The organism is Sphingomonas sp., from assembly GCF_965200105.1.
Taxonomy (GTDB): Bacteria; Pseudomonadota; Alphaproteobacteria; order Sphingomonadales; family Sphingomonadaceae; genus Solisphingomonas.
This window is the reverse complement of sequence record NZ_CBDATN010000003.1, coordinates 661,921-683,734: the sequence shown is the minus strand read 5'-3', so window position 1 is coordinate 683,734 and position 21,814 is coordinate 661,921. Positions and strand designations below refer to the sequence as shown.

The window sequence follows — 21,814 nt, the reverse complement described above, 5'->3', positions numbered from 1 at the left end:
CTCCGATCAAAAGCGCATGGTAGCTTCGACACCATAGGTGCGCGGCTCGTTGAAGATGCCATATGTGCCGAGTGCAGCATTGAAGTTCCTGAGAAATGCATACTGTTTGTTGAGGAGGTTTCGCGACCATAGCGAGACGGCGAGCGTCGCTCCGCTGCCCGACAAGCGGATGTCGGCGAGCGAGAGTCGGCCATTGACAATGAACGAGGAGTCGCTCTTGGTTGGGTCCGCGCTCGACGTGTATTGGCTGTCAGCATAGTTCGCATCGACGTGGGCGACGATCGCTGCGCCGCCGACTGGCAGGCTGTAATCGACCGCGCCGCTCGCCGAATTGAGTGGAGCGTAAAGCGGATAGACCACGATCGAGGGATTGCCCGTGACGAACGGATTGGGAGCCGCGGGCAAGCGCACCTTGTTGTAGGCGTAGTTGCCGGTGAGCGTCAGGCCGCGAGCAGGTGCAATCGTGAGTTCGGCCTCTACGCCCTTGATACGCCCCGCGCCATCGGTGTTGGTCGTCTCAAGCGTGCCGCGGTTCGAGCCGGGGATGATCGCATTGAAATCGATCTGCACGCTCTTGTATCGGCCGGTATAGGCTGCGAGGTTCAACCGGACGCGGTTGTCGAGAAACTCGGTCTTGGCACCGATCTCGTACACTGCGACGGACTCGGGGCCGAACGGCCGATAGGTCAACGAGCGCGAGTTAGCGCCGCCGGCTTTGTAACCGGAGCTATATTTGCCGTAGACGTGCACGGCTGGCGTGAGATTGACCGAAAGATTTATGAGCGGATCGAACCGGTTGAAAGATGCATCGAGCGGTAGCGGCGCAGTGACACCGCTCAGGGTCGGCGTAGCGCCATTCACCTGAAACAGCGATCCCTGCTTCTTGTCGTGGGTGTAGCGCCCGCCTAGCGTCAGGTGCACGCGGTCATCGAGAAACGCCGGGGTGTAGGTTGCCTGCCCGAAAATGGCAGCGCTGTCCGTCTTGGCGATACTGGCCCGATCCGGAAACGGAGTGCTGGAGACAGGCGACGGCAGCACCGTATAATCGGTGCCGGTCGCGTTGAACTTCAGCGTGTTGGGCGCAAACGCGTTGTCGCGGACATACTCGTGGTAGTAGAAGCCGCCGGCAACGAACGTCAGCTGGGGCAAATCGCCGAGCAGTTGCAGCTCCTGGCTCACTTGATGCTGGCGGAACTCGGCCAAGCTGTAGCGGCTGAAGTTGGCGTTTGGCGCAAAGACCGAGAGCACCGACGAACCGTTGTCGAACTGGCTCTGGAAGAGCTTGCGGTACGAGGTGATCGACCGTGCGCGTAGCCAGTCGGCCAGCTTCCAATCGAGATGGAGCGAGGCTCCCTTGGTCTTGCCGACGCTCGGCTCCAAGGGCACGCCTACATTATCGACCTTTGCGCGGTCGGGCTGAACCTTGATGATCGGTGCCAACGGCAGGCTGCCCTTGGCAAGGAGCTGGACGTAAAAGGGCGTGCTTTCGTCGCGCGAGTAATCGGCCTGGAGGAGCGCGCTGAATGTCGGGCTGGGCGCCCACAGCGCCGAGCCATGTACACCCCAGCGACGATAGCTGTTGAGGTTCGATTGACCGGTTAGGGGATTGTCGACCGTGCCGCCGCGCCGCTCGAACAATCCGTCCAACTTGAAGCTGACAGTGCCCAAGCGAGGCAGATTGACGTGGGCGATGCCTTCGGAGCCGCCATAATTGCTGACACCAGCGGTCGCCTCCATGCCGAGTTCGCCGGTCGGTCGCTTGGTCACGATGCTGATTGCGCCACCCTCGGTGTTGCGGCCGAACAGCGTACCTTGCGGCCCCTTCAACACCTCGATCCGCTCGACATCGAACAAGGCGGCGCCCAGACCTTGGGCACGACCGAGATAGACGCCGTCGATATAGACACCGACACCTTGCTCGCGTGCGGGTTGGTTTACATCCGACAGCGTGCCGACGCCGCGGATACCGATCGTCAGCGCTGATCGACGGGCAAAGAAGGGCGCAACCCGCAATCCCGGCACTGAACCGTCGCCAAGGTCCACCAACGAGAGAACGTGGCGGTCGGCAAGGTTTTTGTCGCTCAGCACGGAGATGGCGATCGGCGTCTTTTGAAGACTGGTTTCGCGCTTTTGCGCCGTTACCACAATATCCGTGAGCCCTTGATTCTCTCCATCGCTTGCAGATGTGCCCGACGTGGGAACGGTCGAAGCGAATTCCTGCGCGTGGGCCGGTATGGCCGCGACTATAGCGGCGAGTATTAATGGCGTAAGGCTTGCACGAATGACAGTAGACTGGCGCATCGAGTCGGTCCCCTAGGGCCGAGTTCGCCCTTTCGATGCTCAATTAGGTCCGACACATGACGTGTTCAGGTCTACTGCGTTGCAACAAAATGACATGGCAACGTCAGTTCGCAGGGCGGATAGCCATCCTATCAATAACAATGGAAGCATCAAAAAAGCTTGCTCATCTGGTGGCGAAAACAGTGTTTTGAGGTGTCACAACCGGTCGGTTCTGACGCTGCCCTCCCAATGATGGTTTTTCAAGAGCGTGCGGGTGTCAAGAGCCTGCGCCACAATATCCGCTTACGCGCACGGCATCCCGCGTGTCGACAACCGGCTTCGAGCCTGCTTGCCGTCTGTGACTATTCAGGCGCAGCCGCCGTCTGGCGCAGGGCCTCGCCGAGCGCGAGCGTCGCCGAGGTCGCGACGTTCAGCGAGCGCAGCTGCGGCCGCATGGGGATGCGCACCCGCGCGTCGCTGGCGTCGGCTACGGCGGGCGGGACGCCCGCGCTCTCCTTCCCGAAGAGCAGGACGTCGTCGACCGCGAAGCTGAAGTCGTACAGCGCGCGCGCGGCTCCCGTGCTCAGCAGCACCAGCCGCCGCGGCCCGACGGCGGCCCGGAAGGCGTCGAAGCCGGCGTGTCGCGCGACCTTGACGTGGTCGATGTAGTCCATGGCGACGCGGCGCACCCGCCGGTCGTCCCACTCGAACCCCATCGGCTCGACGAGGTCGACGGCCGCGCCCAGGCAGGCGCACAGCCTCAGGACCGCGCCGACGTTCACCGCGATCTCGGGCTCGTAGAGGGCGACGCGCACCGCGCCTCACTGCCGCCGCTGTCCTAGCCGCGCAAGCCGCCTCACTGGTAGCGCCTGGTGTTCTCGAAGCCGGCGTTCGCCCTGGCCATCCTCGCCAGCTTCCTCAGGTACGTCCGGGCGTGGCGGTCGAAGCGGCCGTCGTCGTACACGCCGCGCCAGACGTAGTTGTCCCGCTCCAGCAGCCGCCTCAACTCCTGGAGGAAGGCGACCTGGGACGCGGACGCCGCCTCGCTCGCCAAGGCGGCGCAAACCATCTCCTCGGCCGCGGACTTGTCGCAGTCGACCCGCCGCTCCCAGCCGTGGCGCTCGGCCGCCACCTGGTCGGCGCGCGCGGCGGCGACCCGGCTGTCGAGCCACGCGCGGACCGCCGCGCCGTCCCACTCCGCCTCGGGCCTACCCACCATGCCCTCCATCCGTAAGATGGGTCGCTCTCAGCGGCGATCGTGCGCGAGGCCGCCCGGCGGGATTGGCATCGTCAGGCCGGTTCAGGAAAGGCTTCGCGTCGCCTTCGGGGAACGTTCCGGCGATCGGTCCGCCCGCCATTCCTCTAGAAGCGCGCGGCAAGGGAGATGCCGCAGCCCCGGCTGTGAGCAAAGGGGACCAGCCTTACCCCGTCGTTCCGCTTGGAGGTCAGGAGGAAGCCGCTCCCGGTCCCGATCGCGGCGCCGGCCGCGACGTCGTACCAGTGGTGCTTGCGCGCCTCGACGCGTCCCGCGCCGACGAAGCTGGCGACGAGGAAGGCGGGCAAGCCGACTTTCCAGCCGTACCGGTTCTCGAGCGTTGCGGCGGCGGCGAACGATACGGCCGCGTGGCCCGAGGGAAAGCTGCGATCATCGCTGTTGTCCGGGCGTCGCTCCGGGAAAATGTGCTTCAGGCCGTCGGACGCGCCCCATCCGAGCAAGACGCTTCCACCTGCCTGGAGGTCGCCCGACCAGTCACCTTGGACGGCCGGAACTCCGAGGGCAGCACCTACCAGCAAGTCCCGCCCGACTCCGCTCGCGATGCTCCAGCCATGGTCGCTCGCGACCGCCGGTGTGCTCGCGACGCATAGAAGGAGCCCGGCCGCCCCTTGCCGAAGATGCTTGACCATTCCCGCCCATCCGCGTGCAATTCGCCACTGGCCTAGCCAGCCTGCACCTCGCCCAGCGCCGCTGCAAGGCCGGTGGTTTCATCCGCTCTCAACGCCGGGGGCATTGCCGGGCAGATGGTGACCTTCGGTCCGGCCGTCGCACCCGAACAGGACGCCCCCTCCCTCACCCCGAAGTAGTCCGCTGTGGGCCTAGCCACGACGCCGCCCGCCGCGGTCGCCGCCGCTCACAGCCCGACCTCCTCCAGCGCGGCCGCCAGCTCGGCGCCCGACGACGCCTCGCCCCTTGGCGAGAGGCGGTTCAGCGCCGTCCGCAGCCGCGCCTGCGCCACCCGCAGCGCCTTGTGCCGCACCTCCCGGACCAGGTTCGTCCGGCCCGACCGGCTCCCGTCGAGCAGCGCCGCCCACCTCTCCTCCTCCGCTGCCAGGACGGCCAGCGCCAGCCGCAGCCCGTCCCGCCGGCCGCGCGCGTGCTCGTCGGACAAGGGCGCGCGGGTGCCTGCCCGGCGACGGCGCGGCCGCCCTCCCTCGTGCTCGGTCCGATCCGGGAGCCGATCCGTGTCCATGCGGCGGCCGTAGCGCGGGACGGCGGCGGGCGCCACGGCAGCGCTGGATAGCCGGCCGCCGGCCAGCCGATTGGCTTCCACGGAAGCCTGAGGATGTGCAGCGCGCGGGAAATTGAGCATCTTATATGAAGGTCGCCTCCGGCCTTCGCCCGCGAGCCTATTGCGAAGCCCGCCCGCGCTGGCGTGGAAACCTCCTCGTGTGAACTCGGTTGCGGACGCAAGTCCGGGGCCGGGTGGCATGCGCGCATGTCCAGCCGGTTCGCCGGTAAAGGCGCATGCGCCTGCCACACGACAGGTCTCCAACATCCGGCTCCGTCCGTCGCCCCGAGAGGAACATAGGGGCGGCAGGTGAGCCGAGCGCCGCTCCGCAGACGCGGGGCGGCCTATCGCTACGACACCGACACGCAACGCCGGCGCACCCCCGCGTCCCGGCGAGACGCCGCGCGTCCGCGGCACACCACCACCGAGGGAGAAGAAACATGCACACCCACCGCGCCACGTTGGCGCTCGCCGCGGCGCTGTCGCTGCCGTCCCCGGCGTCCGCGCTACAGACGGCCGACGACCTCCTGCGGCAGGCCCGCGAGTTCAACGCGACGGTCGAGGCCTCCATCAACAAGAGCGCCTTCTGTAAAGGCTACGTCGGCAGGACAGTGGTCCCCGCCAGCTTCGACGCGCTCGCCCGGCGCGCAGGCGGGACCGGAGCGCGGCGCGGCCGGAGAGGACATCCAGCTCCCGCCGGGCGCCCCGTCGCTCTGATCGACCGGAACGGAGCGGAGTGCGCCTAGCCGCCGCGGCGCGGGCCGCGCTGACGGAGGGCTCGCGGCGTCGGGCAGCAGCACGACTGTCCGTAGGGACGCGCCAGGTCGCCGCGCAGGCCGGCCGCCGCGACCGCCGAGCACCCCCGGACCCGGCGGCCCGCCGCGCGCGCCCTCACTTCGCAGGATTGGCCGTGCGGGCGCGTTTGGGCCCGGCGGGGTGGGGGGGGGGGCGACGCCCGAGCCACCGAGGCTCCAGCTTCGCAGGTTTCCGCCGCCGGGCAGCGCGTCGAGGAGAGGCCGACAAACTGAAAACCTGACGAACTGATCCGGCAGCTCCTTCCTCCACTCGGCGGCGGCATCGGCAGGTGGATCGCGAGCAGGTTGACTGCTTGTGCGGCGTAGTTGCTGACCGCGAGCCGCTGCTTTAGGTGGATGCCACGATCCGCTTCGTCCACGCACGCCCTCTTGGCGTCAAGGCTGCTTGGGCGGCATGGCCGATGCCCGGGGGGGGGCGTCGATCCGGCGGCCCAGTCGACCTCGTTAGCGGAGCCCCGGCAGTTCGCCCTGCGCGCCGGCGGTGCGCGGCTCCGGCTCGGAGAGGCGGTGGACGATCAGCTCGGCCATCTGCTCGGCGGCCCGTTCGCGCAGGTGGTCCTTCTGCGCGGTGAGCGCCAGCCTGCACCACATGGGGCTCTCCGCGAGCACCGCCGCGATCCGCCGGGCCGACTCGTTGGTGTCCATCATGCGAGAACAATGCAGGAACGCATCCGGCGCGGCAAGCCCTCCAGCGTCGCCCTTGGGGTTGCGCGCCAAGCTCCGTCGCGTGATGTGACGACCATGCCTGAACCGGAGTGGATGAGGAGGACCGCCCGCGCCGCCCGCTCGCTGCGCGCCGTCACCGCCGGCAAGTCCGGCGCCGGCCACTCCGTCTACGTCGTGCTGCTGCGCGACGCGGCGCTGGCGAGCAGGTGGGGCCTCTACGTCGGCCAGACGGGGCGCGACCCCGACCTCCGCTTCGACCAGCACCGCGCCGGCTACAAGGCCAGCGGCGCCGTCCGCCGCTTCGGCGTGCGGCTGTTGCCGGAGCTCGTCGCCCACCTGAACCCGATGCGGCGGTGGGAGGCTCTGGAGATCGAGGCGGCGCTGGCGGAGGCCTTCCGGACGGTCGGCGTGGCGTGGGTGGAGGGCGGCCACTGATACCAGGTCCTTGAGGGGCTGATATAAGGCGTCGTTTTAATGCTGCTCGGGCAGCTTGATCGCCGATGCGCGGATCGCGAAGAGCATGCGGCCATGCTGGTCCGTCGTTTTGGGCCGCCCTGAGCCTCGGTCCACAGCTGCTGCGAGTAGCGCCGCGGGGTTCCCCAAAGAGCTGCACCGCTGCGAGTTCGACGGCGGCAACGCTAGGCAACCGCCTACCTCCCTGGTCGGGAACGCGTGGCTACCCGCCGCTTCCGTGCAGTGAACTTACTACCCTTCATTGATTCCTATCGCGCCGCCGCTCCCGCTGTCGCTCGAGCAAATTCAGGCGGCGGGTGATCGCCGCGTCGTCGGCGTAAGCCTGCGCCGAGTTGTCGTGCTCAGCGCCGACCGGCTTTTCGGCCGCTGGCCGAACGTATGGCGTCCGTTCGACAGGCGCGTTAGCCGTGCCGCGATTGCGACCTGCTTCCCGAGCGGCGCTCCTACGATGTTTGACGATGCGATGCAGCTCTCGCAGGTTCAGGCGCCGAGTTCGCGCTTCATCGCTCGCTGCGTTCTGGCCGGAAGCGACGGTCGCCCGATGATGGCTCCTGAGCCTCCTCGTGGGAACGGGATCAATTGCCGTGTTCCCCTGGCGGGCCGGCGTACGCGCACCGGCCTCCAGCGCCGGCGGAGATCCGGGCGCGACGTCGCGCCTGACGGTCGTCGACGGGGAAGACCGACCGGAAGTGTCGGGGTATCGGGGTTCCTCGACCGGTATCGCCGGCGGCTGCGAGAAGAACGCGGTTGCCGAGGATCGCTGAAGGACACCGTAGCCGACAATCGGTAGCGCGGCCGCCGCGAATGCCAGAGCGAGCGCTGCCGTCTCGCGATGGCGACGATCGTCGCGGCGAGCGCCGGGGGTCGTCTCAAGTTCGTGGCGTACTCTCAGCTGGCGCGCTCGCGGCGCGACGCCTGCTATCGCGTCAGAGAGAGCCTTCTCAAGCCACTTGACCAGGGCGTCGACCTCCGCACGATTAGCGTGATCGCTTAATCCTGGCTCAGCCTGATGGGCTGCTGTTGTGTCTGTCATAAAGCACCCGCATTCCGCCACGGACTTGTGAAGTGAAGACGCGTCCGGCCCCTCGTCAACGCTCTTCTTGGAGACAAGTCTCTCCTTCGGACGACCATCGTCGATGCGTGCGCTCCCCGCACGTGCGCGCTAGCTATCATGGATTAGTCTCGCACGATGAACGGAACCCATTTCATCCGCAGCCGGGCCCACCGCTGCGCTACCGCGTGGAGCGGCTAGCCGACGTTCGCGACGAGGACCGGTGGGGAGTGTTCAACGTCGAAGCCAACCACTGGCTCGACATCGCTTCAGCTCGGCAGCCGACGCGGTTCGCGCGTCGATGTTCCGCTTCAAGGTGCGGGTAGGATAGGCCGCTCATCGCGTCTCGGCTTGCGTGGATGGACAAGCAGTTCGACGAGCCAAGACCCACACGCGGCCCGTTTCGACGCTGAACGGGATCGGGGCGGCTGCTCCGTATCGAACATGACAAGGCCCAGCGGAAATGAAAGCGCCCCGCCGTACATGCCCAGGGGGAGGGGCGGCACGGCGGGGCGTTGAGCGTCGCGCATCGGCTCCCCAACCGCGCCACTCAGGTTTGTCAACTGTCCTGTAGTATAGAAGTTCCCACTTCTTCAATCAGGCTCAACGTCGAGCTTCTGTTTGCTGCACGTAGCGTTTAGCGGCGACGAACGGGATCGCGACGTGTGGCACGCTACTTGGTCGGATATGCCGCCTTTGCGTTTTTGCATTCCGCTCCGAGATCACCGGCGGCGAGGCACGCGTCGATCTTCCGATCGCGCTTTTCGATGTGTGCGCGGTAGTAGTTCGTCGACTGGGGTTCTTGGCACGCTGCCAGGACGATCAGCGCTACGAGGGTCGTGAGGCGTTTCACGGGGTCGCGCCTAGCAGAAGCAGCCGTCGTGCAACTTTGCCGCCGGGGACGATCGACTTTGCCCCGGTTAACCCTTGTTATCTCGCCGCCGCACGCCATCTCTGACGATGCGGCGGCCGACGCCGCCCACCAGCCCGAGAGACACGACATGGCAGATGCCGAAGGGGTAGCGACCGTCATCCAGTCGGCACTTCAGGAGATCGGCGTGGCCGGTGAGCTGAAGGTGTCGAAGGACGGTAAGGAAGTGGCGGCGGCGCTCGACGGCCCGGCGGGCGAACCCGTCAGGGTGACCGTCGATGTCGAGGATCTGCCAAACCGACAGCGCTGAGCCAGCCGGCTACCGCTTAGGTCGATCGGCGGACGGGTTCGCAGACGGCGCGGAGGCGCCAGCCTTTGCCCCATCGGCACCCCGCCGCCGGCTCGCTGCTGGTATAACAAGAATGGCCCCCGGCGCGGGGGAGCGGTTGCGCCGAGGACCATCCATTCAGCCTTCAGTAGGACGATGTAGCCTTACTGGAGGAGCTTGAGCACGCCCTGCTGCGACTGGTTGGCCTGTGCCAGCATGGCGGTGGAGGCCTGGCTGAGGATCTGGGCCTTGGCGAGGTTGGTGGTCTCGGCCGAGAAGTCCGCGTCCGAGATGCGGCTGCGGGCGTCCGTTAGGTTGGTGACGTTGTTCGTCAGGTTGTTCACCGCGGAGTTGAGCTGGCTCTGCGCCGCACCCAAGCCGGCGCGCACCGAGTTGACCTGCTTCAACAGCGCATCGACGTTGCCGATGGTGGCCTGCGCGTTGCCGATGCCGGTGGCGGTGCCGCCGGTGTTCGATACGTTGAGCTGACCCGCGACGCCGGCTGCCGCCGCCGAGACGCCGGCGGACGGAACCGCAGTGGCGACGCCGCTGAGATCCATGCCGCCGATCTTGATAGCGATCTGATCGCTCGTGGCACCCGACGCACCGGCCTGGATGTTCACGGTCGTCGCCGCGGCCGCGGCGTTCGAGCCAGACGCCGTCTTGAACAGCGTCACCCCGTTGAACTGCGTGTTGGTCAGCGTGCTCGTGATCTGCGCGGTGAGCTGGCCGACCTCGGTCTGCATGTTGGCGCGATCGTCGTCGGAGTAGGTGCCGGACGCCGACTGCACCGCGAGCTCGCGGACGCGTTGAAGCATGTTGGAAACTTCGGACATCGCACCGTCGGCGGTCTGGACCAGCGACACGCCGTCGTTGGCGTTGCGGATCGCCTGGTTCATGCCGGTGATCTGCGACGTCATCGAGTTCGAGATGGCGAGACCGGCCGCATCATCGGACGCCGAGTTGATGCGCTTGCCCGACGACAGGCGCGCCATCGCGGTCTGAAGCTGCTGGTCGGCCATGCGGCTGCCGTTCTGGGCGCGCAGCGCGGACGAGTTGGAGTTGATGACCGTCATGAGGAAGACCTTTTCCGCTCGCTTCAGACCGGGCGGCAGGTCCGCCGGTTCTGCTCGAGTAACGACCGCCAGCCGACGACATTTAGAGTCACTGAGCCGTCGCGAAGGCCTGCACAGGAAGAGGCCGCCCCGCTAGCGCACGATTGTGCTCCAGCTACCAAGCGCCGTAGCAGCCGCCTTCTTGCCAGGGCGCTGTTTGCAGCACCTCGCCGCATCAGTGTTGCGGACGGGCAAGCAGTTATTCCACGGCACCGCTAACGCGCCAGCAACCGCAGCTCGTTACAAGGGGAGTATGCGCATCGCACCGACGTCTCCCGTAATTCGCGCCGACCGCGTCCAGCTCGGGCGCCCGGCGACGATGCGCGACCCGAGCCGCGCCCCGGTGGACGTGGTGGTGCGAGACCTATCCCTGACGGGAGCGCTGCTGGAGGCGGAGGCGGGGGCGGATTTGCCCGTGGGCACGCTCGTCAGCCTCGGCATCGCCGGCGCCGGCATGCAGATGGCGCGCGTCGTCCGGGATACGCCAGGAGGTGTGGCGGTGGAGTTCATGCTGCCGCTCGACCCGCGCGCGTTAGCCGCGACGCAACGGGCGAGAACGGTCGTGAGCGTCGCCATCCCGCAGCTTCCAATTCCGCTGCGCGCCGGCTTCGTCGCCGATAGCGGTAATGCCATGCGGGGCGCTGCCGGAACGCGCGCCGTCCTCGACCCTGACGGTGATGGTCTCCGCTACAGCGGCTGGTTGCCGCTCTTGATCGGGCTCGGGCTGCTACTGCTCTACCTCGCCATTTAGTGGGAGTTGCGGCACAGCTGGGCACGCGCAGCGCGTAGTGCCGCCTGCCAATTCACTCCCGTTCGATTTCGCCGCGATTGAGCGTCAGAGATACAGCCTTCGGCTTAGCGCTGGTTCAAGGCGTAGGCTCGGTCCGAACGCTGCGCGATTTTTACCGACTTCTCGTCCTCCTGGACGATGCTGTCGACGAGCATGTTGAGCTGGAGCTGCCCCATACGCTCTTTGAGGGCTACCTGGGATACGCCGCGATCGGCGGCCGAGTCCTTCGCCGAGCGCTGGGAAGGGCCCTGCCCGTGAGCGGACGCAGCACTGGCCAGGCAAAGAGCGGAGATAACGATCAGAGCCTTCATGTTCGCTGTCCTTTCATGCCGCCTTGAATGATTGCGGTGTCGTTTAGTACGGCTGCAAAACTACGCGAAATCATATTTGATCCAAGAATGTTATGGTTGACGAACAGTGAACGAATGACGCCTTTATAGGCAGCGCGTCATCAAGTCGGGTCTTGATGATCGCGTTGAACATGGAGCTTAGTCCTTGTGGGGCAAAGGCGTCGTAGAGCTGATGCCTGCTGCCGCTTCAACGCGCGCCGCTTTTCGAGCAAGGCTCCGCAGCCGCCGTTCACGCCCGCTTAGCTTCTCCCGCCTAGCACTACTTTGGCAGGTTAGAGGAGCCGGCTGGGATCGTCGTTGATTCTCGTGTGTCAGTGTAGGCTGACGGATCGATGGCGATGGTGGTGGACGAGGGCTGGCGAAGCGATCTGGAGCGATGGCTTGAGCCGTTCCTGGCGGGGCTGTCGCATCCAGCGCGACGCAGGATGTGTCCGCAGTATGTCGCTGGTCTGATCGGTCCCGGCGATCGCAAGAGCGTGCAACCGATGGCCGCTCGTGGCGGTGAGGCCGGCTATGACCAGCTCCACCACTTCGTCGCCGCGGGTGTCTGGGACAGTGCACCGCTCGAGGCGGCGCTGCTGAGCGAGGCCGACCGGTTGGTGGGTGGCGCCGGAGCCTTCCTCGTCATCGACGATACCGCCATGCCGAAGAAAGGGCGGCACTCGGTCGGCGTGGCGCCGCAATATGCCTCGTCGCTCGGCAAGAACGCGAACTGCCAGACGATGGTGTCGGTGACGTTGGCATCGCGCGAGGTGCCGGTGATGGTGGGCTTGCGCCTGTTCCTGCCGGAGAGCTGGACCGGCGACCCGGGACGCATGGCGAAGGCGAAAGTGCCCGCCGACCGGCAGGCTGCCCTGACCAAGCCGGAGATCGCCATCGAGGAGATCGACAAGGTAAGGGCCGCGGGCGTGCGCTTCGGCTGCGTGCTCGCGGACGCCGGCTACGGGATGAGCGCGCCGTTCCGCCAGGCGCTGAGCGAGCGTAGCCTGTCCTGGGCGGTCGGCATACCGGGGCGACAGAAGGTATATGCGGCCGATGTCGCGATGATCTTCCCGGTGGCAGGCCACGGGCGGCCTCGCCAGCACCATATCCCCGACAGCAAGTCCGTCGCTGCCGAGACGCTGCTGGCCGGACAGCCGTGGAAACAGGTCAGCTGGCGGCGCGGCACGAAAGGTCGGCTGGCCGCGCGCTTCGCGGCCTTGCGCGTGCGCGTAGCCGACGGTCCGACCCAGCGTATCCGTGACATGGGCAACCAGCATCTGCCGGGCGAGGAAGTATGGCTGGTCGGCGAGCATCGCTCGACCGGCGAGCGCAAATACTATCTCTCGAACCTGCCTGCCGACACGTCGATCAAGACGCTCGCCGGCGCCATCAAGGCACGATGGATCTGCGAACAGGCGCATCAGCAGCTCAAAGAGGAACTCGGCCTCGACCACTTCGAGGGCCGGTCGTGGACAGGGCTACACCGACATGCGCTGATGTCGATGATCGCCTACGCCTTCCTCCAGTCCCGCCGCCTCACGGCAGCGGGACGGAAAAAAAAGAGTCGGGGGACCACCACCGCAACCGAGCATGCCGGCCGTCAGGCAGGCCATCCTCGACATCTTCGCACGACCGCCACCGACACACTGCCCCCATTGCAATAAGCCGCTTGCGACAACCTCAACTACAAAAATGCCAAAGTAGTGCTAGGCGCCCGGCATGATCGAGAGCCCCGCTGAGATTGCAGCAATCGCCGTCGCTGAGCATGGGCCGTGCGCCTGCCGGGAGCTGCGCAACGAGCTTGCGGACGCCGCCCACTCCAGCCGCCTCGGCGACGCCCAGGTTTACCTCTCGGCGGCGTGCATCGTCTGCGGCAAGCCGGCACGCGCCGCCGAGCGCGTCACGCTGAGGGTCGTCACCGAGCACGAGGACGTCGTGATCTGAACCCGGGGGGTACGGGAAGACCCATACCCAGCCGTTCGCGGTCATTTTGCAGCTCCCCAAATCCGGCCACTGTTCATGTTGGCCACGGAGGGGTTGAGCACGGGCGCCAATCACCTGTGCGGTCGGCGTTCTGAAACAGGATGGTTGATCGGAAGGCCTCCTACTTGCTTCTGGCAAGCTCGGCGGCTCGCCACTCTTCCCACTTGCGATGCAGATTGCCCTTCGACTCTGGGATGGGCTGATCTAGAGCTTCGGCGGCTAACATCCGATCGGTGCGGAAATGACGAAATCCCTGCCGCGCCTCACACCAAGCAATCAGAATGCGACTGGCATCCGAATAACCCAGGACGATCGGCCAGACCGTTCGCTCGGTCTTCTCGGCATTCCCAGCGCGGTAGAGAAGGCGTAGCTTCGACCGTGAGCGGATCGCATTTCGGAGGGTCGCCGCGTCCACGACCTCCTTCACCGAAATAAGGCGCGGTGGAACGCCGGTACTCGGTGCCATGACGAACGGTCGGAGATGCGCAGGAACGGCCGACGCGATCTTCGCCAAGACATCGCTTGCGGCAGGGGAGAGAAGTGGATCATCGCGCCCCGCGACCCACTGCGCGCCAAGAACGATGGCTTCCAATTCCATCTGAGTCAGCATCAGCGGCGGCATGTCGTAGTCGGCCGCCAGCAGATAGCCGAGGCCGGCTTCGCCGGTGATCGGCACCCGCTGCGCCATGAGTTCGGCCATGTCGCGGTACAGCGTGCGCGTTGATATCTCCAGCTCGGCCGCCAAGGCAGCGCCGGTCACAGGCCGCCTCGATCGTCGAAGAAGCTGTATGATACGAAAGAGGCGATCGGTGCGACGCACCCGCTGATGACTCCTGCTGACACAACGCTGTCAGCAGTGCTGCGGTACAAGGCCGCCGCACGCAAGCCATCAACCAGGATGTCATCATGAAGTTCGCCTCCGTTCGCCTGATCGCCGCCGACATCAAGGCGATGGTCGCCTTCTACGAGTTGGTGACTGATCAGACCGCCGAATGGCTCGCGCCGCAGTTCGCCGAGATCGTCACGCCAGCCGCGACGCTGGCCATCGGCAGTGCGGAGACTGTGGCAGCCTTCGCCGAAGGCAGCGCGGAGCCGGGTGTCAATCGAACGGCCATCCTGGAATTCATGGTTGAGGACGTAGATGCCGTCTTCGATCGCCTGAACGGCAAAGGCGAACTGGTGCATGAACCCAAGCTACTGCCATGGGGCAATCGCACGTTTCAGGTCCGTGATCCGGAAGGCTCGGCCGTCAGCATCTTCATGCCGTTTACGGATGCTGCAAAAGCCCGTTTCGGACCACAATAGACTCTGTTCCCGCCCGACGCGTGCTTTCCCTCAAGCGAAGGAGGTCGAGACGTCCGAGGCCGTCTCGCAAGGGATGGAGGATCGAGAAGCTTGCGCGTCTGCCGACGATCAAGGCTGATTCAACGATCGGATCACAATCTCTCCGATATTCACTTCTTCGGGCTGTTCGATCGCATAGCCAACGGCTTTGGCCACTGCCTGCGGGTCCATCGCAAATTTAGCCGCCGCTTCCTGCATCTGCGCTCTTAGTTGATCGTCGCGGACATGGCTGATAAAGTCAGTCTCGGTGAAGCCGGGTGAGATGACTGTGACCCGCAGCTTTCCGGCAAACTCCTGGCGAAGTCCGTCGGACAGCGCCAACACCGCAGCTTTGGTCGCTGAATAGACAGCTTGGTTGGGCGTAGTCTTACGGGCGGCGGTAGAAGCGATGTTGACGAAATGGCCACTATCCTGCTCCCTGAAGACGGGCAGCGCAGCGGCGATTCCGTATAGAACCCCTTTTAGGTTTACATCGACCATCTGATTCCAGTCATCGACAGCGAGGTCGTCCATCGGCCCGATCGGCATGGCACCGGCACAGCTCACGAGTACATCGAGGCGACCAAAGCGGTGACGGGCTGTATTAACCACCCTCACCATATGGTCGCGCCGGGACACATCTGCTGACACGGCAACTGCCGTTCCTCCAGAGTCTCCAATCCGAGCCACCAGCGCGTTCAGCTTGTCCTCGCCTCGCGCCGCGAGGACAAGCTGAACGCCTTGCTTTGCAAGATGCAACGCCACGGCTTCGCCGATGCCACTGCTCGCTCCCGTGACTGCCACCACGTTGGTCATTCGGTTATGTCCTTCCTCACGCGAACACACTCAACGCGCCGATCGCGTTTTTTCCTGACGACACCGTCTCAGAGCCCATCTCGAATCTCATGCGTAGCGAGTTTTGCGTCGGATGAGCAGCATGGCTGATGCGGCGTAGAGGAAGGCGGTGGCGGACCTGATGGTGTGCCCGAAGTCCTTGGCGAGGCGGCGGTTGCGGTTGAGCCAGGCGAAGGTGCGCTCGACCGCCCCACCGCCGCAGGTGGACGACGAAGCCGGTCTGGTTGGCGATTTTGCGCACGATCTCGATGTTGACGGCGGTCGCCATGGCGACGCACGGGCTGGCATATGCCCGGCGCGGGCGGTCGGGTTCCACATGATGCCTTCCAGGTCTGGTCTAGCAACCGCCCGGAATCACATCGAAACCCGATCGTACACCGTTACGTCAGCGTTCTGACACAGCCTCTTAGCGAGGCGCTGATAAACACCGTCAGACGCCAGTAACTCGGCAGTACTTAAGAACGCGCTGTATCTTACTAATCACCGCTCGGTTGCTTAGTCATAGGGAGGCAGAAAACCGGATAAAATCTAGAAAGACAAGCTCCGTGAACTATATGGATAGTTAACCCGTCGCTAAACTCGCAATCAACCCGATGAATATGGACCTGACAATCTGTAAGACACGTAAGAAAGTCCACTCACCCGTCCTGTTCAGTAGCGCCAGCCAGGCTAATCAAACTCGGTGAGAGACACCCATGCAACTTGACGCCGCTCCGCCGGCGGGCGCCTCGTCGCGCCCGGACAAGATCGACATCGCGGACGCGGCGGCGGCGGGTACGCGCAACGGGCAGCTCCCGGCGGTCCTGCGGCTGCTGCTGCTGCTCACCGGCATGCGCGTGTCGGAGTTGCTGTCGCGCGCTGGCGCGACCTCGACGCCGAGCGCCGCACGCTGTTCGTGCCGACCTCCAAGACGGGGCGGTCGCGGCACGTGCCGCTCAGCCGCGCGGCGCTGGCGGTGGTGGCGGGCCTGCCGCGGGGCGAGTTCCTGTTCCCAACCCCGCGCGACCCGTCGCGGCACCTCGCCACGATTGAGCACGGCTTCCGGTCGGCGGGCGCGGCGGCGGGCCTGGCGGGCTTGCGCATCCACGACCTGCCGCACTCGGCGGCGTCGGCGAGGGCGGGCGCGGGCGTGGACCTCTACACGGTCGGCAAGGTGCTGGGCCACGCCAACGTCGCGTCGACCGCGAGGTACTCGCACCTCGCCAACGACGCGCTGCTCGCCGCCGTCGAGGCGGGCGCCGCCATGCTCGATGCCGCCACCTGACTACACGTCGTCCACGCCCGCCCGGCCGCCGAGCGTGGGCGCGTCCCCGAACTCTTTTTGCCGCGCCGGTGCGTGAGCGCGCTCCGCAGCGTGCACGATGGAGATAGCCATGACCTCTAACCGAACCTTCGCCGCCGACATCGTCGTGCCGGTCACGCCGCCGCCGCCGTGCAGTGCCGACGACGATTTACTCCGCGGGCTGCGGGCGCTCGCGCGGCGTGCGGCGCGAACGTCAGCAAGCCGACCTCGCCGTCGTGCTGGTCTCCGCCCGCATCGACAGGGGCCTCGACACGCGGCGGCGGTCGTCGGCAAGCTACGCTGCCTCGGGCCTAAAACTTAGGCTAACTGCGGCGCTCAAGACACGTGGTCATTTGGCTGAGGTGGGAACCAGCGCCTTGGCGGCAATGAGATCGGCGACGGCTTCGCCATACTTGTTCCCGCGCGTTACCACGTCGAAATGGTGCGCACGATTGGGATCGTAGACGTCGACGGTGTCGCCACTCGCCTCGGCAGCGGCGACATAGGGCCGCATGACGTCTTTGAGATCGGCGCCGATCAAGATTTGATGCAGGCCGAGCGGGAGGTGGTTCGCGGGAGACGCCAAGCGATATTCCACAGGCTTCTCGGCCGGAGTTCCGCCCATCAGCGGGACGATGACGGGGTGCCCACACGATCTAGCATCAGGGCCGACGAAGGTCTCCAATGCTCCTGGTCCATCGATCGCGACGACGCTGACTGGACGCAATGTCGTAGCCGACCACGGCCTAGGAAGTTTGGGTCGTGACACCACCCATAAAGCCAGGTGGGCACCAGCCGAATGCCCCACGATCGTCACGCTTGTCATGTCGAGCCGGTAGCGCGGCGCGATCTCCGCCAGCTTATCGACGGCGGCGGCGACGTCTTGAAATGTCCCGGGCCAGCCGCCGCCTGGATAGCCGATGCCGCGATATTCGACGTTCCAAGTCGCGAAGCCACGCTTGCCGAGCGCGTCGGCGAAGCCCGCGAGACCGGATCGCGCATTGGCATCCGATTGCCAGCATCCGCCGTGAATCAGGACCGCGACCGGAATGCGGCCTCGCCTCGCTGGAACACGCAAGTCCGCGACCTGCAGCGGATCCCGGCCATAGGTGATCGTGATGAGCGGTTTCGAGGCCACAGCGACCCTCTGGTCGGCACTACGCACGACCCGACTGATCGCTAGAAACACGGACGTCAACGCGACGCAAAGCAGCACTAAGGACCGCAGGTGGCGTTTGGACGGAACCCCGATCTGCATCGACTTATCTCCGGCTAGCTGAAATCGCGCATGTTACGACCTGCGAAACGTTGGACCAGCTCCCCCAAGACAAAGCCTCGCATCGCTTGTAATCGAGGATGATTCCAACACTCGGTCAGGTTTAAGGAAGCAAGGCGACGGCGATTGACTCTAGTATTATCTCCCGCAGCCATGCTGCGATCAGTTTCAGCGGCAGGCGTTTGATGAAACGAGCTTAGCATCCTGACTTTAAGACTGGTATGACAACCGCAAAGGCCGAAAGGCGCCATATCCGAGAAGCTTCTTGCTTTGACACGGCGGGATCCTAGAAGTCGGTTACGCTCTTAACAACGCGCTTCCCTATCATCGTTCCGTTGACGTTTGTGACCGTCCCGGGTGGCTGCCCGCGTTCCGCGCGGCGTAAACCTCTCGGCGATCAACGTGGCGCCAATCAGCTATCCGATCCGGGTGCGTATTATAAGGCCAAGCGTCTGCTCGACTACGTCGATATCCGCGTCACTGCCGAACAGATGCAGCCCGAGCCTGCCGAACCCTTGGATCCGAAGCAGGTCGAGTTCGTCCGATCGTATATCGTCCGCGCGCAGACGAGTGGCGCACGCACCATTCCAAACATCCACACTTTACGCCGAGTGAACGGCGTGAAGATGTGCACCGCCGGCTACACGGGCGCCAGTGCGCGGGCCTCTGGCGACGGCTCTCGCAAGCGTTTCCGATGGTGATACCCGAATTGATGAAAGAGCCACACGATCAGAAATGCCGCCAGCGTTATCGCCTGAGAGGACCGCGCGATCGCGGCGATCCGATCCGGTAGCTACACGGGCCCGATTATCGCTTCTGTCCCGTCGTGGTCGAACCGTGCGACCTTCACCAGCGGATCGGCTGCCCACGACCAGCTTGCCAAGCTGCACGATCCGAAGCATCGACTGTGGGTCGAGTATCACGTTTTCGACGCCTATTCAGAAGGCCAGGGCGGCGAGATCGACCCGCGCTGAACCAGCGACGTGAGCGCGGCAATCGGCTGGGTGCGGTCGCACCTGCGCTGGGCCGCAAGCTTGCAGTCATCGAGTTTGCGACGCGGGCCGACCAGCTCGGAACGCTTGCGGCGTTTCTGAGACAGATCGACGTCGCCCCGGACGTGTTCGCCGTGACGTTGTGGTGAGGCCGGCGGTGACTGGCGGGTGAACTACGCCGACCGGCTCGATCCCGCGACGCCGGCGTGGGACGATCAGGCACAGGCCGATGATCGCGGCCGACCGGTCGTGCTTGCCCTGACGCCCGGCAACGTCGCCCACATCAGCATGGCAATTCCGCTGCTGGGCGTTGCCGCTCCGGCCCGCCACCTGATCGCCGACAAAGCCTATGATGCCGACAGCCTACGCCGCTGGCTCGCCGAGCGGCGCATCAAGGCCGTCATTCCCTCGACCGCCTCGCGCCGGACGCCTTACCCACTGAACAGGCGCATCTACCGCCGCAGGAACGTCGTCGAGCGCCTCTTCTGCCGCCAAGAACTGGCGCCGAATCGCTACGCAATACCACCGACACGCCAGCAACTACCTCGCCGGCGTCGCGCTCGCCGCCACCGTGGCCGAGTGGATCAAATGATTCCCAACCTAGGTTGAGCGATATTGACGCACACGGCCGCTAATGACAAATCGACAAGATGGGCTGTGTCGCGTTCTTGTCTGTTGCTGCGACGCTCGCTGTGGGAGCGGCTGTGGTGCTCAAGCATATGGAGAAAGATGCCGAGCGCAAACTTTTTGAGGCGCGTTCAGGCACCTTAGCTCGTCGCAACTAGGTGTTTCGACGATCGACCCGTCGCAGCGGCACGATACAGTTCGAAACTTCGCAAGGACGTTCGACGATGTACGGCCTTGGGAACCACGTCCGGCGTTTCGGCCGAGCTGAGTACGTCGACTCGCCGTGCAGGGCCAATGGAACGGCATCATGACCCTTGAAAGGAGTTTCGGGTCGCGGGAGCAGGAATCGTTTGCCGCGGTCTCCGGCGACTTCAATCCGATCCACGTCGACCCTGTCGCAGTACGCCGCACGTTGCCCGCGCGCCTCGTTGTCCACGGCGTCCATATCCTTTTCTGGGCGCTGGGCGTGGCCGCCGATGAAATCGGAACCGATCTCCCTCCAGTAGCTCGCATCCGGGTCCGCTTCCTGCGCTTCACCTATGTCGATGATCGGGTCAGCGCGCTGGTAACGGCGCGGTCAGGCGAGGAGATGCGCCTGCGGGTCACGTCCGGCGACGTCGTCCGCGCCGAGATACGCATCACCTTCGGCGCAGCGACGGCACGGACGCTCGCGATAGACTGCAACAAGGTCTACCCGGCCAGCACCGGCCCGCTCGATCACCGAGCCGCTTCTATCGATGGCCGTCGCGGGCTGGTGCCGTTCGTCGCACCAGCGGGTGCCTTGGTCACCGCGTTCCCGGCGGCGGCTCGATGGATCGGGGCGGAACGGCTCGATGCCCTTGCTGCGGCGACGCGTCTGGTCGGGATGATCTATCCCGGCCTCCATTCGGTGCTTGGCGGCATCGACGTGCGGACCGTGCCGGAAGATGCAGTCGGCGCTCTCGCGTTCGAGATGGGAGAGTTGCGCCACGGCCAAATCGATGCGTCCATATCCGGTGGTGGAATCGTCGGCACGCTGGATTGCCGAACCCCAAACCCGCCGGTGATTCAACCAACGACCGAAGCGCTGCGGCATCTTGTCGTGCCAGATCGTTACTCTGGCGCGCATGTACTCGTGGTCGGCGGATCGCGCGGCATAGGCGAGGTGAGCGCCAAGCTGCTTGCGCTCGGTGGAGCCGACGTCGTCGTCACCTATCGCGATGGCGCCACTGAGGCGGCCGCAGTGGCGGCCGACATCGAGAGGGCGGGCGGCCGGTGCGTCGTGCGGCGCTACGATGCGGAGAACGGGATCGACGATCAACTCGGCGACCTTGCGCCGACCCACGCCTGCTGGTTCGCGACTCCCGTCATGTCTCGCCCGGACATGAGGCTACTCGACGAGGCACGGTTCGCCGAAGCTTGGTCCATCCTCGTCGCCGGCTTCCTCGCACTCGCAACCGCGCTTCACGCCCGCCACCCGGAGGTACGCCTACTCTATCCGTCCTTGCAGTGGATAGACGCGCCACCGCACGACCTCGCCGAATATGTCATGGCGAAGGCGGCAGGCGAGGTACTGTCGCGATCGATCGAGGCCGGTCTTCCCAAGGTCCGCGTCCTTGCGCCGCGTTTACCGGCGATGACAACCGATCAGACCGCGCGGATGAGCATCCCCAGCCTCCCCGTGGCCGAGACCATGCTGCCGCACATCGACCGACTAATCCTGAGCGATTGAACGCGCCGTCGCGGCACGAGCGCGGCGGGTTGACGGACTCTTTGTCGCCGCTGTGATAGCGGACCGCTGGCAATATGCTGCATCGCGGCCGAGCGCGCGCTGCAACGGGGAGTGCATATGGACAGGGCTGACGTGTTTGCGACCCTAACGGAGGTGTTTGAAGACGTCTTCCAGGCGGACGATCTGACGGTCCACGATGGGACCGTCGCCGCCGACATCCCCGGCTGGGACAGCTTATCCAACATCCAGATGGTCTTGGCGGTCGAACGGCGATTCAAGATTCGAATGACCGCTGCACAGGTGTCTGGCCTGAAGGATGTCGGCAGCCTGGTCACGGTCATCCAAAAGAAGCTGCCCCACGCCTGATGACGCGCCGGTCGCAACCGGGTACCTGCGATCGTGCCGAGCGGCTATGCACGCGGCGAACATGCCCTAAGAAGGGACACAGGCCGTGTATCGAGCTGGTAACGCCCGTCGCCCCTCTTCATGGGTGCGAGGGCGCGGGGATAGCCGGTCTGGAGCCTGCAGGGGGCTGC

Annotated in this window: 24 protein-coding genes and 2 pseudogenes; 12 read left to right on the top strand and 14 right to left on the bottom strand. The window is 65.3% G+C overall.

Annotation, left to right across the window (positions count from 1 at the left end; genetic code table 11):
- Positions 1-6: 6 nt before the first annotated feature.
- The 5 genes from ACOFKX_RS16250 to ACOFKX_RS16230 all read right to left on the bottom strand — a co-directional run bounded on the left by ACOFKX_RS16250 (position 7) and on the right by ACOFKX_RS16230 (position 4,667).
- Positions 7-2,301 (bottom strand): TonB-dependent receptor, encoded by a 2,295-nt coding sequence (locus ACOFKX_RS16250; RefSeq protein ID WP_419828095.1) that lies wholly within the window; start codon positions 2,299-2,301, stop codon positions 7-9.
- 341 nt (positions 2,302-2,642) lie between these two features.
- Positions 2,643-3,095 carry a tRNA (cytidine(34)-2'-O)-methyltransferase gene (locus tag ACOFKX_RS16245; RefSeq protein WP_419828094.1) on the bottom strand — a complete coding sequence of 151 codons (453 nt, stop codon included), beginning with the start codon at positions 3,093-3,095 and terminating at the stop codon, positions 2,643-2,645.
- 41 nt (positions 3,096-3,136) lie between these two features.
- Complete coding sequence (locus ACOFKX_RS16240; protein WP_419828093.1) at positions 3,137-3,499, bottom strand: hypothetical protein; 363 nt, start codon at positions 3,497-3,499, stop codon at positions 3,137-3,139.
- A 143-nt stretch (positions 3,500-3,642) separates the two neighbouring features.
- A complete protein-coding gene (locus ACOFKX_RS16235) occupies positions 3,643-4,185 on the bottom strand; it encodes a phosphatase PAP2 family protein (RefSeq protein WP_419828092.1) in 543 nt (180 codons plus the stop codon).
- 224 nt (positions 4,186-4,409) lie between these two features.
- Positions 4,410-4,667: a hypothetical protein gene (locus tag ACOFKX_RS16230; RefSeq protein ID WP_419828091.1), complete on the bottom strand. Its 258-nt coding sequence runs from the start codon at positions 4,665-4,667 to the stop codon at positions 4,410-4,412.
- 560 nt (positions 4,668-5,227) lie between these two features.
- On the opposite strand from ACOFKX_RS16230, the gene ACOFKX_RS16225 reads away from it, so the two are divergent.
- Entirely contained in the window at positions 5,228-5,533 is a 306-nt protein-coding gene (locus ACOFKX_RS16225; RefSeq protein ID WP_419828090.1) for a hypothetical protein, read from the top strand.
- Positions 5,534-6,046: 513 nt separating this feature from the next.
- On the opposite strand, the gene ACOFKX_RS16220 is transcribed toward ACOFKX_RS16225, so the two are convergent.
- Positions 6,047-6,319 (bottom strand): DUF6771 family protein, encoded by a 273-nt coding sequence (locus ACOFKX_RS16220; protein WP_419828089.1) that lies wholly within the window; start codon positions 6,317-6,319, stop codon positions 6,047-6,049.
- A gap of 42 nt (positions 6,320-6,361) precedes the next feature.
- Here ACOFKX_RS16220 and ACOFKX_RS16215 point away from each other — a divergent pair, with 42 nt between their 5' ends.
- Positions 6,362-6,703, top strand: a complete 342-nt coding sequence (locus tag ACOFKX_RS16215) for a hypothetical protein (RefSeq protein ID WP_419828088.1) — start codon at positions 6,362-6,364, stop codon at positions 6,701-6,703.
- Positions 6,704-8,466: 1,763 nt separating this feature from the next.
- Here ACOFKX_RS16215 and ACOFKX_RS16210 read toward each other — a convergent pair.
- Positions 8,467-8,646 (bottom strand): EexN family lipoprotein, encoded by a 180-nt coding sequence (locus ACOFKX_RS16210; RefSeq protein ID WP_419828087.1) that lies wholly within the window; start codon positions 8,644-8,646, stop codon positions 8,467-8,469.
- Positions 8,647-8,794: 148 nt separating this feature from the next.
- Between ACOFKX_RS16210 and ACOFKX_RS16205 the strand changes: the two genes are divergently transcribed.
- The gene (locus tag ACOFKX_RS16205) at positions 8,795-8,974 is read left to right on the top strand and encodes a hypothetical protein (RefSeq protein WP_419828086.1); all 180 of its coding nucleotides are present in this window, start codon (positions 8,795-8,797) and stop codon (positions 8,972-8,974) included.
- Between the two features lie 182 nt (positions 8,975-9,156).
- Here ACOFKX_RS16205 and ACOFKX_RS16200 read toward each other — a convergent pair whose 3' ends face one another.
- On the bottom strand, positions 9,157-10,068 hold the full coding sequence (locus ACOFKX_RS16200) for a flagellin (protein WP_419828085.1): 912 nt from the start codon (positions 10,066-10,068) through the stop codon (positions 9,157-9,159).
- Between the two features lie 292 nt (positions 10,069-10,360).
- Between ACOFKX_RS16200 and ACOFKX_RS16195 the strand changes: the two genes are divergently transcribed.
- A complete protein-coding gene (locus ACOFKX_RS16195; protein ID WP_419828084.1) occupies positions 10,361-10,858 on the top strand; it encodes a PilZ domain-containing protein in 498 nt (165 codons plus the stop codon).
- A gap of 104 nt (positions 10,859-10,962) precedes the next feature.
- Here the strand turns inward: ACOFKX_RS16195 and ACOFKX_RS16190 are convergent, their stop codons facing one another.
- Entirely contained in the window at positions 10,963-11,208 is a 246-nt protein-coding gene (locus ACOFKX_RS16190; protein WP_419828083.1) for a hypothetical protein, read from the bottom strand.
- 377 nt (positions 11,209-11,585) lie between these two features.
- Here ACOFKX_RS16190 and ACOFKX_RS16185 point away from each other — a divergent pair, with 377 nt between their 5' ends.
- Together ACOFKX_RS16185 and ACOFKX_RS16180 are read left to right on the top strand one after the other, a co-directional pair.
- On the top strand, positions 11,586-12,893 hold the full coding sequence (locus ACOFKX_RS16185; protein ID WP_419827379.1) for an IS701 family transposase: 1,308 nt from the start codon (positions 11,586-11,588) through the stop codon (positions 12,891-12,893).
- Positions 12,894-12,948: 55 nt separating this feature from the next.
- Entirely contained in the window at positions 12,949-13,173 is a 225-nt protein-coding gene (locus ACOFKX_RS16180) for a hypothetical protein (RefSeq protein ID WP_419828082.1), read from the top strand.
- Positions 13,174-13,333: 160 nt separating this feature from the next.
- Here the strand turns inward: ACOFKX_RS16180 and ACOFKX_RS16175 are convergent, their stop codons facing one another.
- Positions 13,334-14,032, bottom strand: a complete 699-nt coding sequence (locus ACOFKX_RS16175) for a helix-turn-helix transcriptional regulator (RefSeq protein WP_419828081.1) — start codon at positions 14,030-14,032, stop codon at positions 13,334-13,336.
- Positions 14,033-14,118: 86 nt separating this feature from the next.
- Here ACOFKX_RS16175 and ACOFKX_RS16170 point away from each other — a divergent pair, with 86 nt between their 5' ends.
- Positions 14,119-14,517 (top strand): VOC family protein, encoded by a 399-nt coding sequence (locus ACOFKX_RS16170; protein ID WP_419828080.1) that lies wholly within the window; start codon positions 14,119-14,121, stop codon positions 14,515-14,517.
- Positions 14,518-14,625: 108 nt separating this feature from the next.
- On the opposite strand, the gene ACOFKX_RS16165 is transcribed toward ACOFKX_RS16170, so the two are convergent.
- Positions 14,626-15,351, bottom strand: a complete 726-nt coding sequence (locus ACOFKX_RS16165) for an SDR family oxidoreductase (protein ID WP_419828079.1) — start codon at positions 15,349-15,351, stop codon at positions 14,626-14,628.
- Between the two features lie 87 nt (positions 15,352-15,438).
- A pseudogene (locus ACOFKX_RS16160) lies at positions 15,439-15,607 on the bottom strand (transposase); the annotation flags it as partial.
- 648 nt (positions 15,608-16,255) lie between these two features.
- On the opposite strand from ACOFKX_RS16160, the pseudogene ACOFKX_RS16155 reads away from it, so the two are divergent.
- Positions 16,256-16,654, top strand: a pseudogene (locus tag ACOFKX_RS16155) (tyrosine-type recombinase/integrase); the annotation flags it as partial.
- Here the strand turns inward: ACOFKX_RS16155 and ACOFKX_RS16150 are convergent.
- Together ACOFKX_RS16150 and ACOFKX_RS16145 are read right to left on the bottom strand one after the other, a co-directional pair.
- Complete coding sequence (locus tag ACOFKX_RS16150) at positions 16,655-16,810, bottom strand: hypothetical protein (protein WP_419828078.1); 156 nt, start codon at positions 16,808-16,810, stop codon at positions 16,655-16,657.
- Positions 16,811-17,021: 211 nt separating this feature from the next.
- Positions 17,022-17,930 carry an alpha/beta hydrolase family protein gene (locus ACOFKX_RS16145; protein WP_419828077.1) on the bottom strand — a complete coding sequence of 303 codons (909 nt, stop codon included), beginning with the start codon at positions 17,928-17,930 and terminating at the stop codon, positions 17,022-17,024.
- A gap of 362 nt (positions 17,931-18,292) precedes the next feature.
- On the opposite strand from ACOFKX_RS16145, the gene ACOFKX_RS16140 reads away from it, so the two are divergent.
- The 4 genes from ACOFKX_RS16140 (at position 18,293) to ACOFKX_RS16125 (ending at position 21,644) form a co-directional block, all read left to right on the top strand.
- Positions 18,293-18,649, top strand: coding sequence for a hypothetical protein (locus tag ACOFKX_RS16140; RefSeq protein ID WP_419828076.1), 357 nt, complete (start codon positions 18,293-18,295; stop codon positions 18,647-18,649).
- Between the two features lie 459 nt (positions 18,650-19,108).
- Positions 19,109-19,549 (top strand): transposase, encoded by a 441-nt coding sequence (locus ACOFKX_RS16135; RefSeq protein WP_419828075.1) that lies wholly within the window; start codon positions 19,109-19,111, stop codon positions 19,547-19,549.
- Between the two features lie 325 nt (positions 19,550-19,874).
- A complete protein-coding gene (locus ACOFKX_RS16130) occupies positions 19,875-21,278 on the top strand; it encodes an SDR family NAD(P)-dependent oxidoreductase (protein ID WP_419828074.1) in 1,404 nt (467 codons plus the stop codon).
- Between the two features lie 117 nt (positions 21,279-21,395).
- Positions 21,396-21,644, top strand: coding sequence for an acyl carrier protein (locus ACOFKX_RS16125; RefSeq protein WP_419828073.1), 249 nt, complete (start codon positions 21,396-21,398; stop codon positions 21,642-21,644).
- Positions 21,645-21,814 lie beyond the last annotated feature (170 nt).

Excerpts from the sequence above, each read along its gene's own strand:
- ACOFKX_RS16200 (WP_419828085.1), bottom strand. The coding sequence starts at position 10,068 with ATGACGGTCATCAACTCCAACTCGTCCGCGCTGCGCGCCCAGAACGGC.
- ACOFKX_RS16145 (WP_419828077.1), bottom strand. The coding sequence starts at position 17,930 with ATGCAGATCGGGGTTCCGTCCAAACGCCACCTGCGGTCCTTAGTGCTG.
- ACOFKX_RS16215 (WP_419828088.1), top strand. The coding sequence starts at position 6,362 with ATGAGGAGGACCGCCCGCGCCGCCCGCTCGCTGCGCGCCGTCACCGCC.
- ACOFKX_RS16225 (WP_419828090.1), top strand. The coding sequence starts at position 5,228 with ATGCACACCCACCGCGCCACGTTGGCGCTCGCCGCGGCGCTGTCGCTG.
- ACOFKX_RS16190 (WP_419828083.1), bottom strand. The coding sequence starts at position 11,208 with ATGAAGGCTCTGATCGTTATCTCCGCTCTTTGCCTGGCCAGTGCTGCG.
- ACOFKX_RS16130 (WP_419828074.1), top strand. The coding sequence starts at position 19,875 with ATGACCCTTGAAAGGAGTTTCGGGTCGCGGGAGCAGGAATCGTTTGCC.
- ACOFKX_RS16235 (WP_419828092.1), bottom strand. The coding sequence starts at position 4,185 with ATGGTCAAGCATCTTCGGCAAGGGGCGGCCGGGCTCCTTCTATGCGTC.
- ACOFKX_RS16165 (WP_419828079.1), bottom strand. The coding sequence starts at position 15,351 with ATGACCAACGTGGTGGCAGTCACGGGAGCGAGCAGTGGCATCGGCGAA.
- ACOFKX_RS16250 (WP_419828095.1), bottom strand. The coding sequence starts at position 2,301 with ATGCGCCAGTCTACTGTCATTCGTGCAAGCCTTACGCCATTAATACTC.
- ACOFKX_RS16170 (WP_419828080.1), top strand. The coding sequence starts at position 14,119 with ATGAAGTTCGCCTCCGTTCGCCTGATCGCCGCCGACATCAAGGCGATG.
- ACOFKX_RS16185 (WP_419827379.1), top strand. The coding sequence starts at position 11,586 with ATGGTGGTGGACGAGGGCTGGCGAAGCGATCTGGAGCGATGGCTTGAG.
- ACOFKX_RS16125 (WP_419828073.1), top strand. The coding sequence starts at position 21,396 with ATGGACAGGGCTGACGTGTTTGCGACCCTAACGGAGGTGTTTGAAGAC.
- ACOFKX_RS16180 (WP_419828082.1), top strand. The coding sequence starts at position 12,949 with ATGATCGAGAGCCCCGCTGAGATTGCAGCAATCGCCGTCGCTGAGCAT.
- ACOFKX_RS16205 (WP_419828086.1), top strand. The coding sequence starts at position 8,795 with ATGGCAGATGCCGAAGGGGTAGCGACCGTCATCCAGTCGGCACTTCAG.
- ACOFKX_RS16240 (WP_419828093.1), bottom strand. The coding sequence starts at position 3,499 with ATGGTGGGTAGGCCCGAGGCGGAGTGGGACGGCGCGGCGGTCCGCGCG.
- ACOFKX_RS16195 (WP_419828084.1), top strand. The coding sequence starts at position 10,361 with ATGCGCATCGCACCGACGTCTCCCGTAATTCGCGCCGACCGCGTCCAG.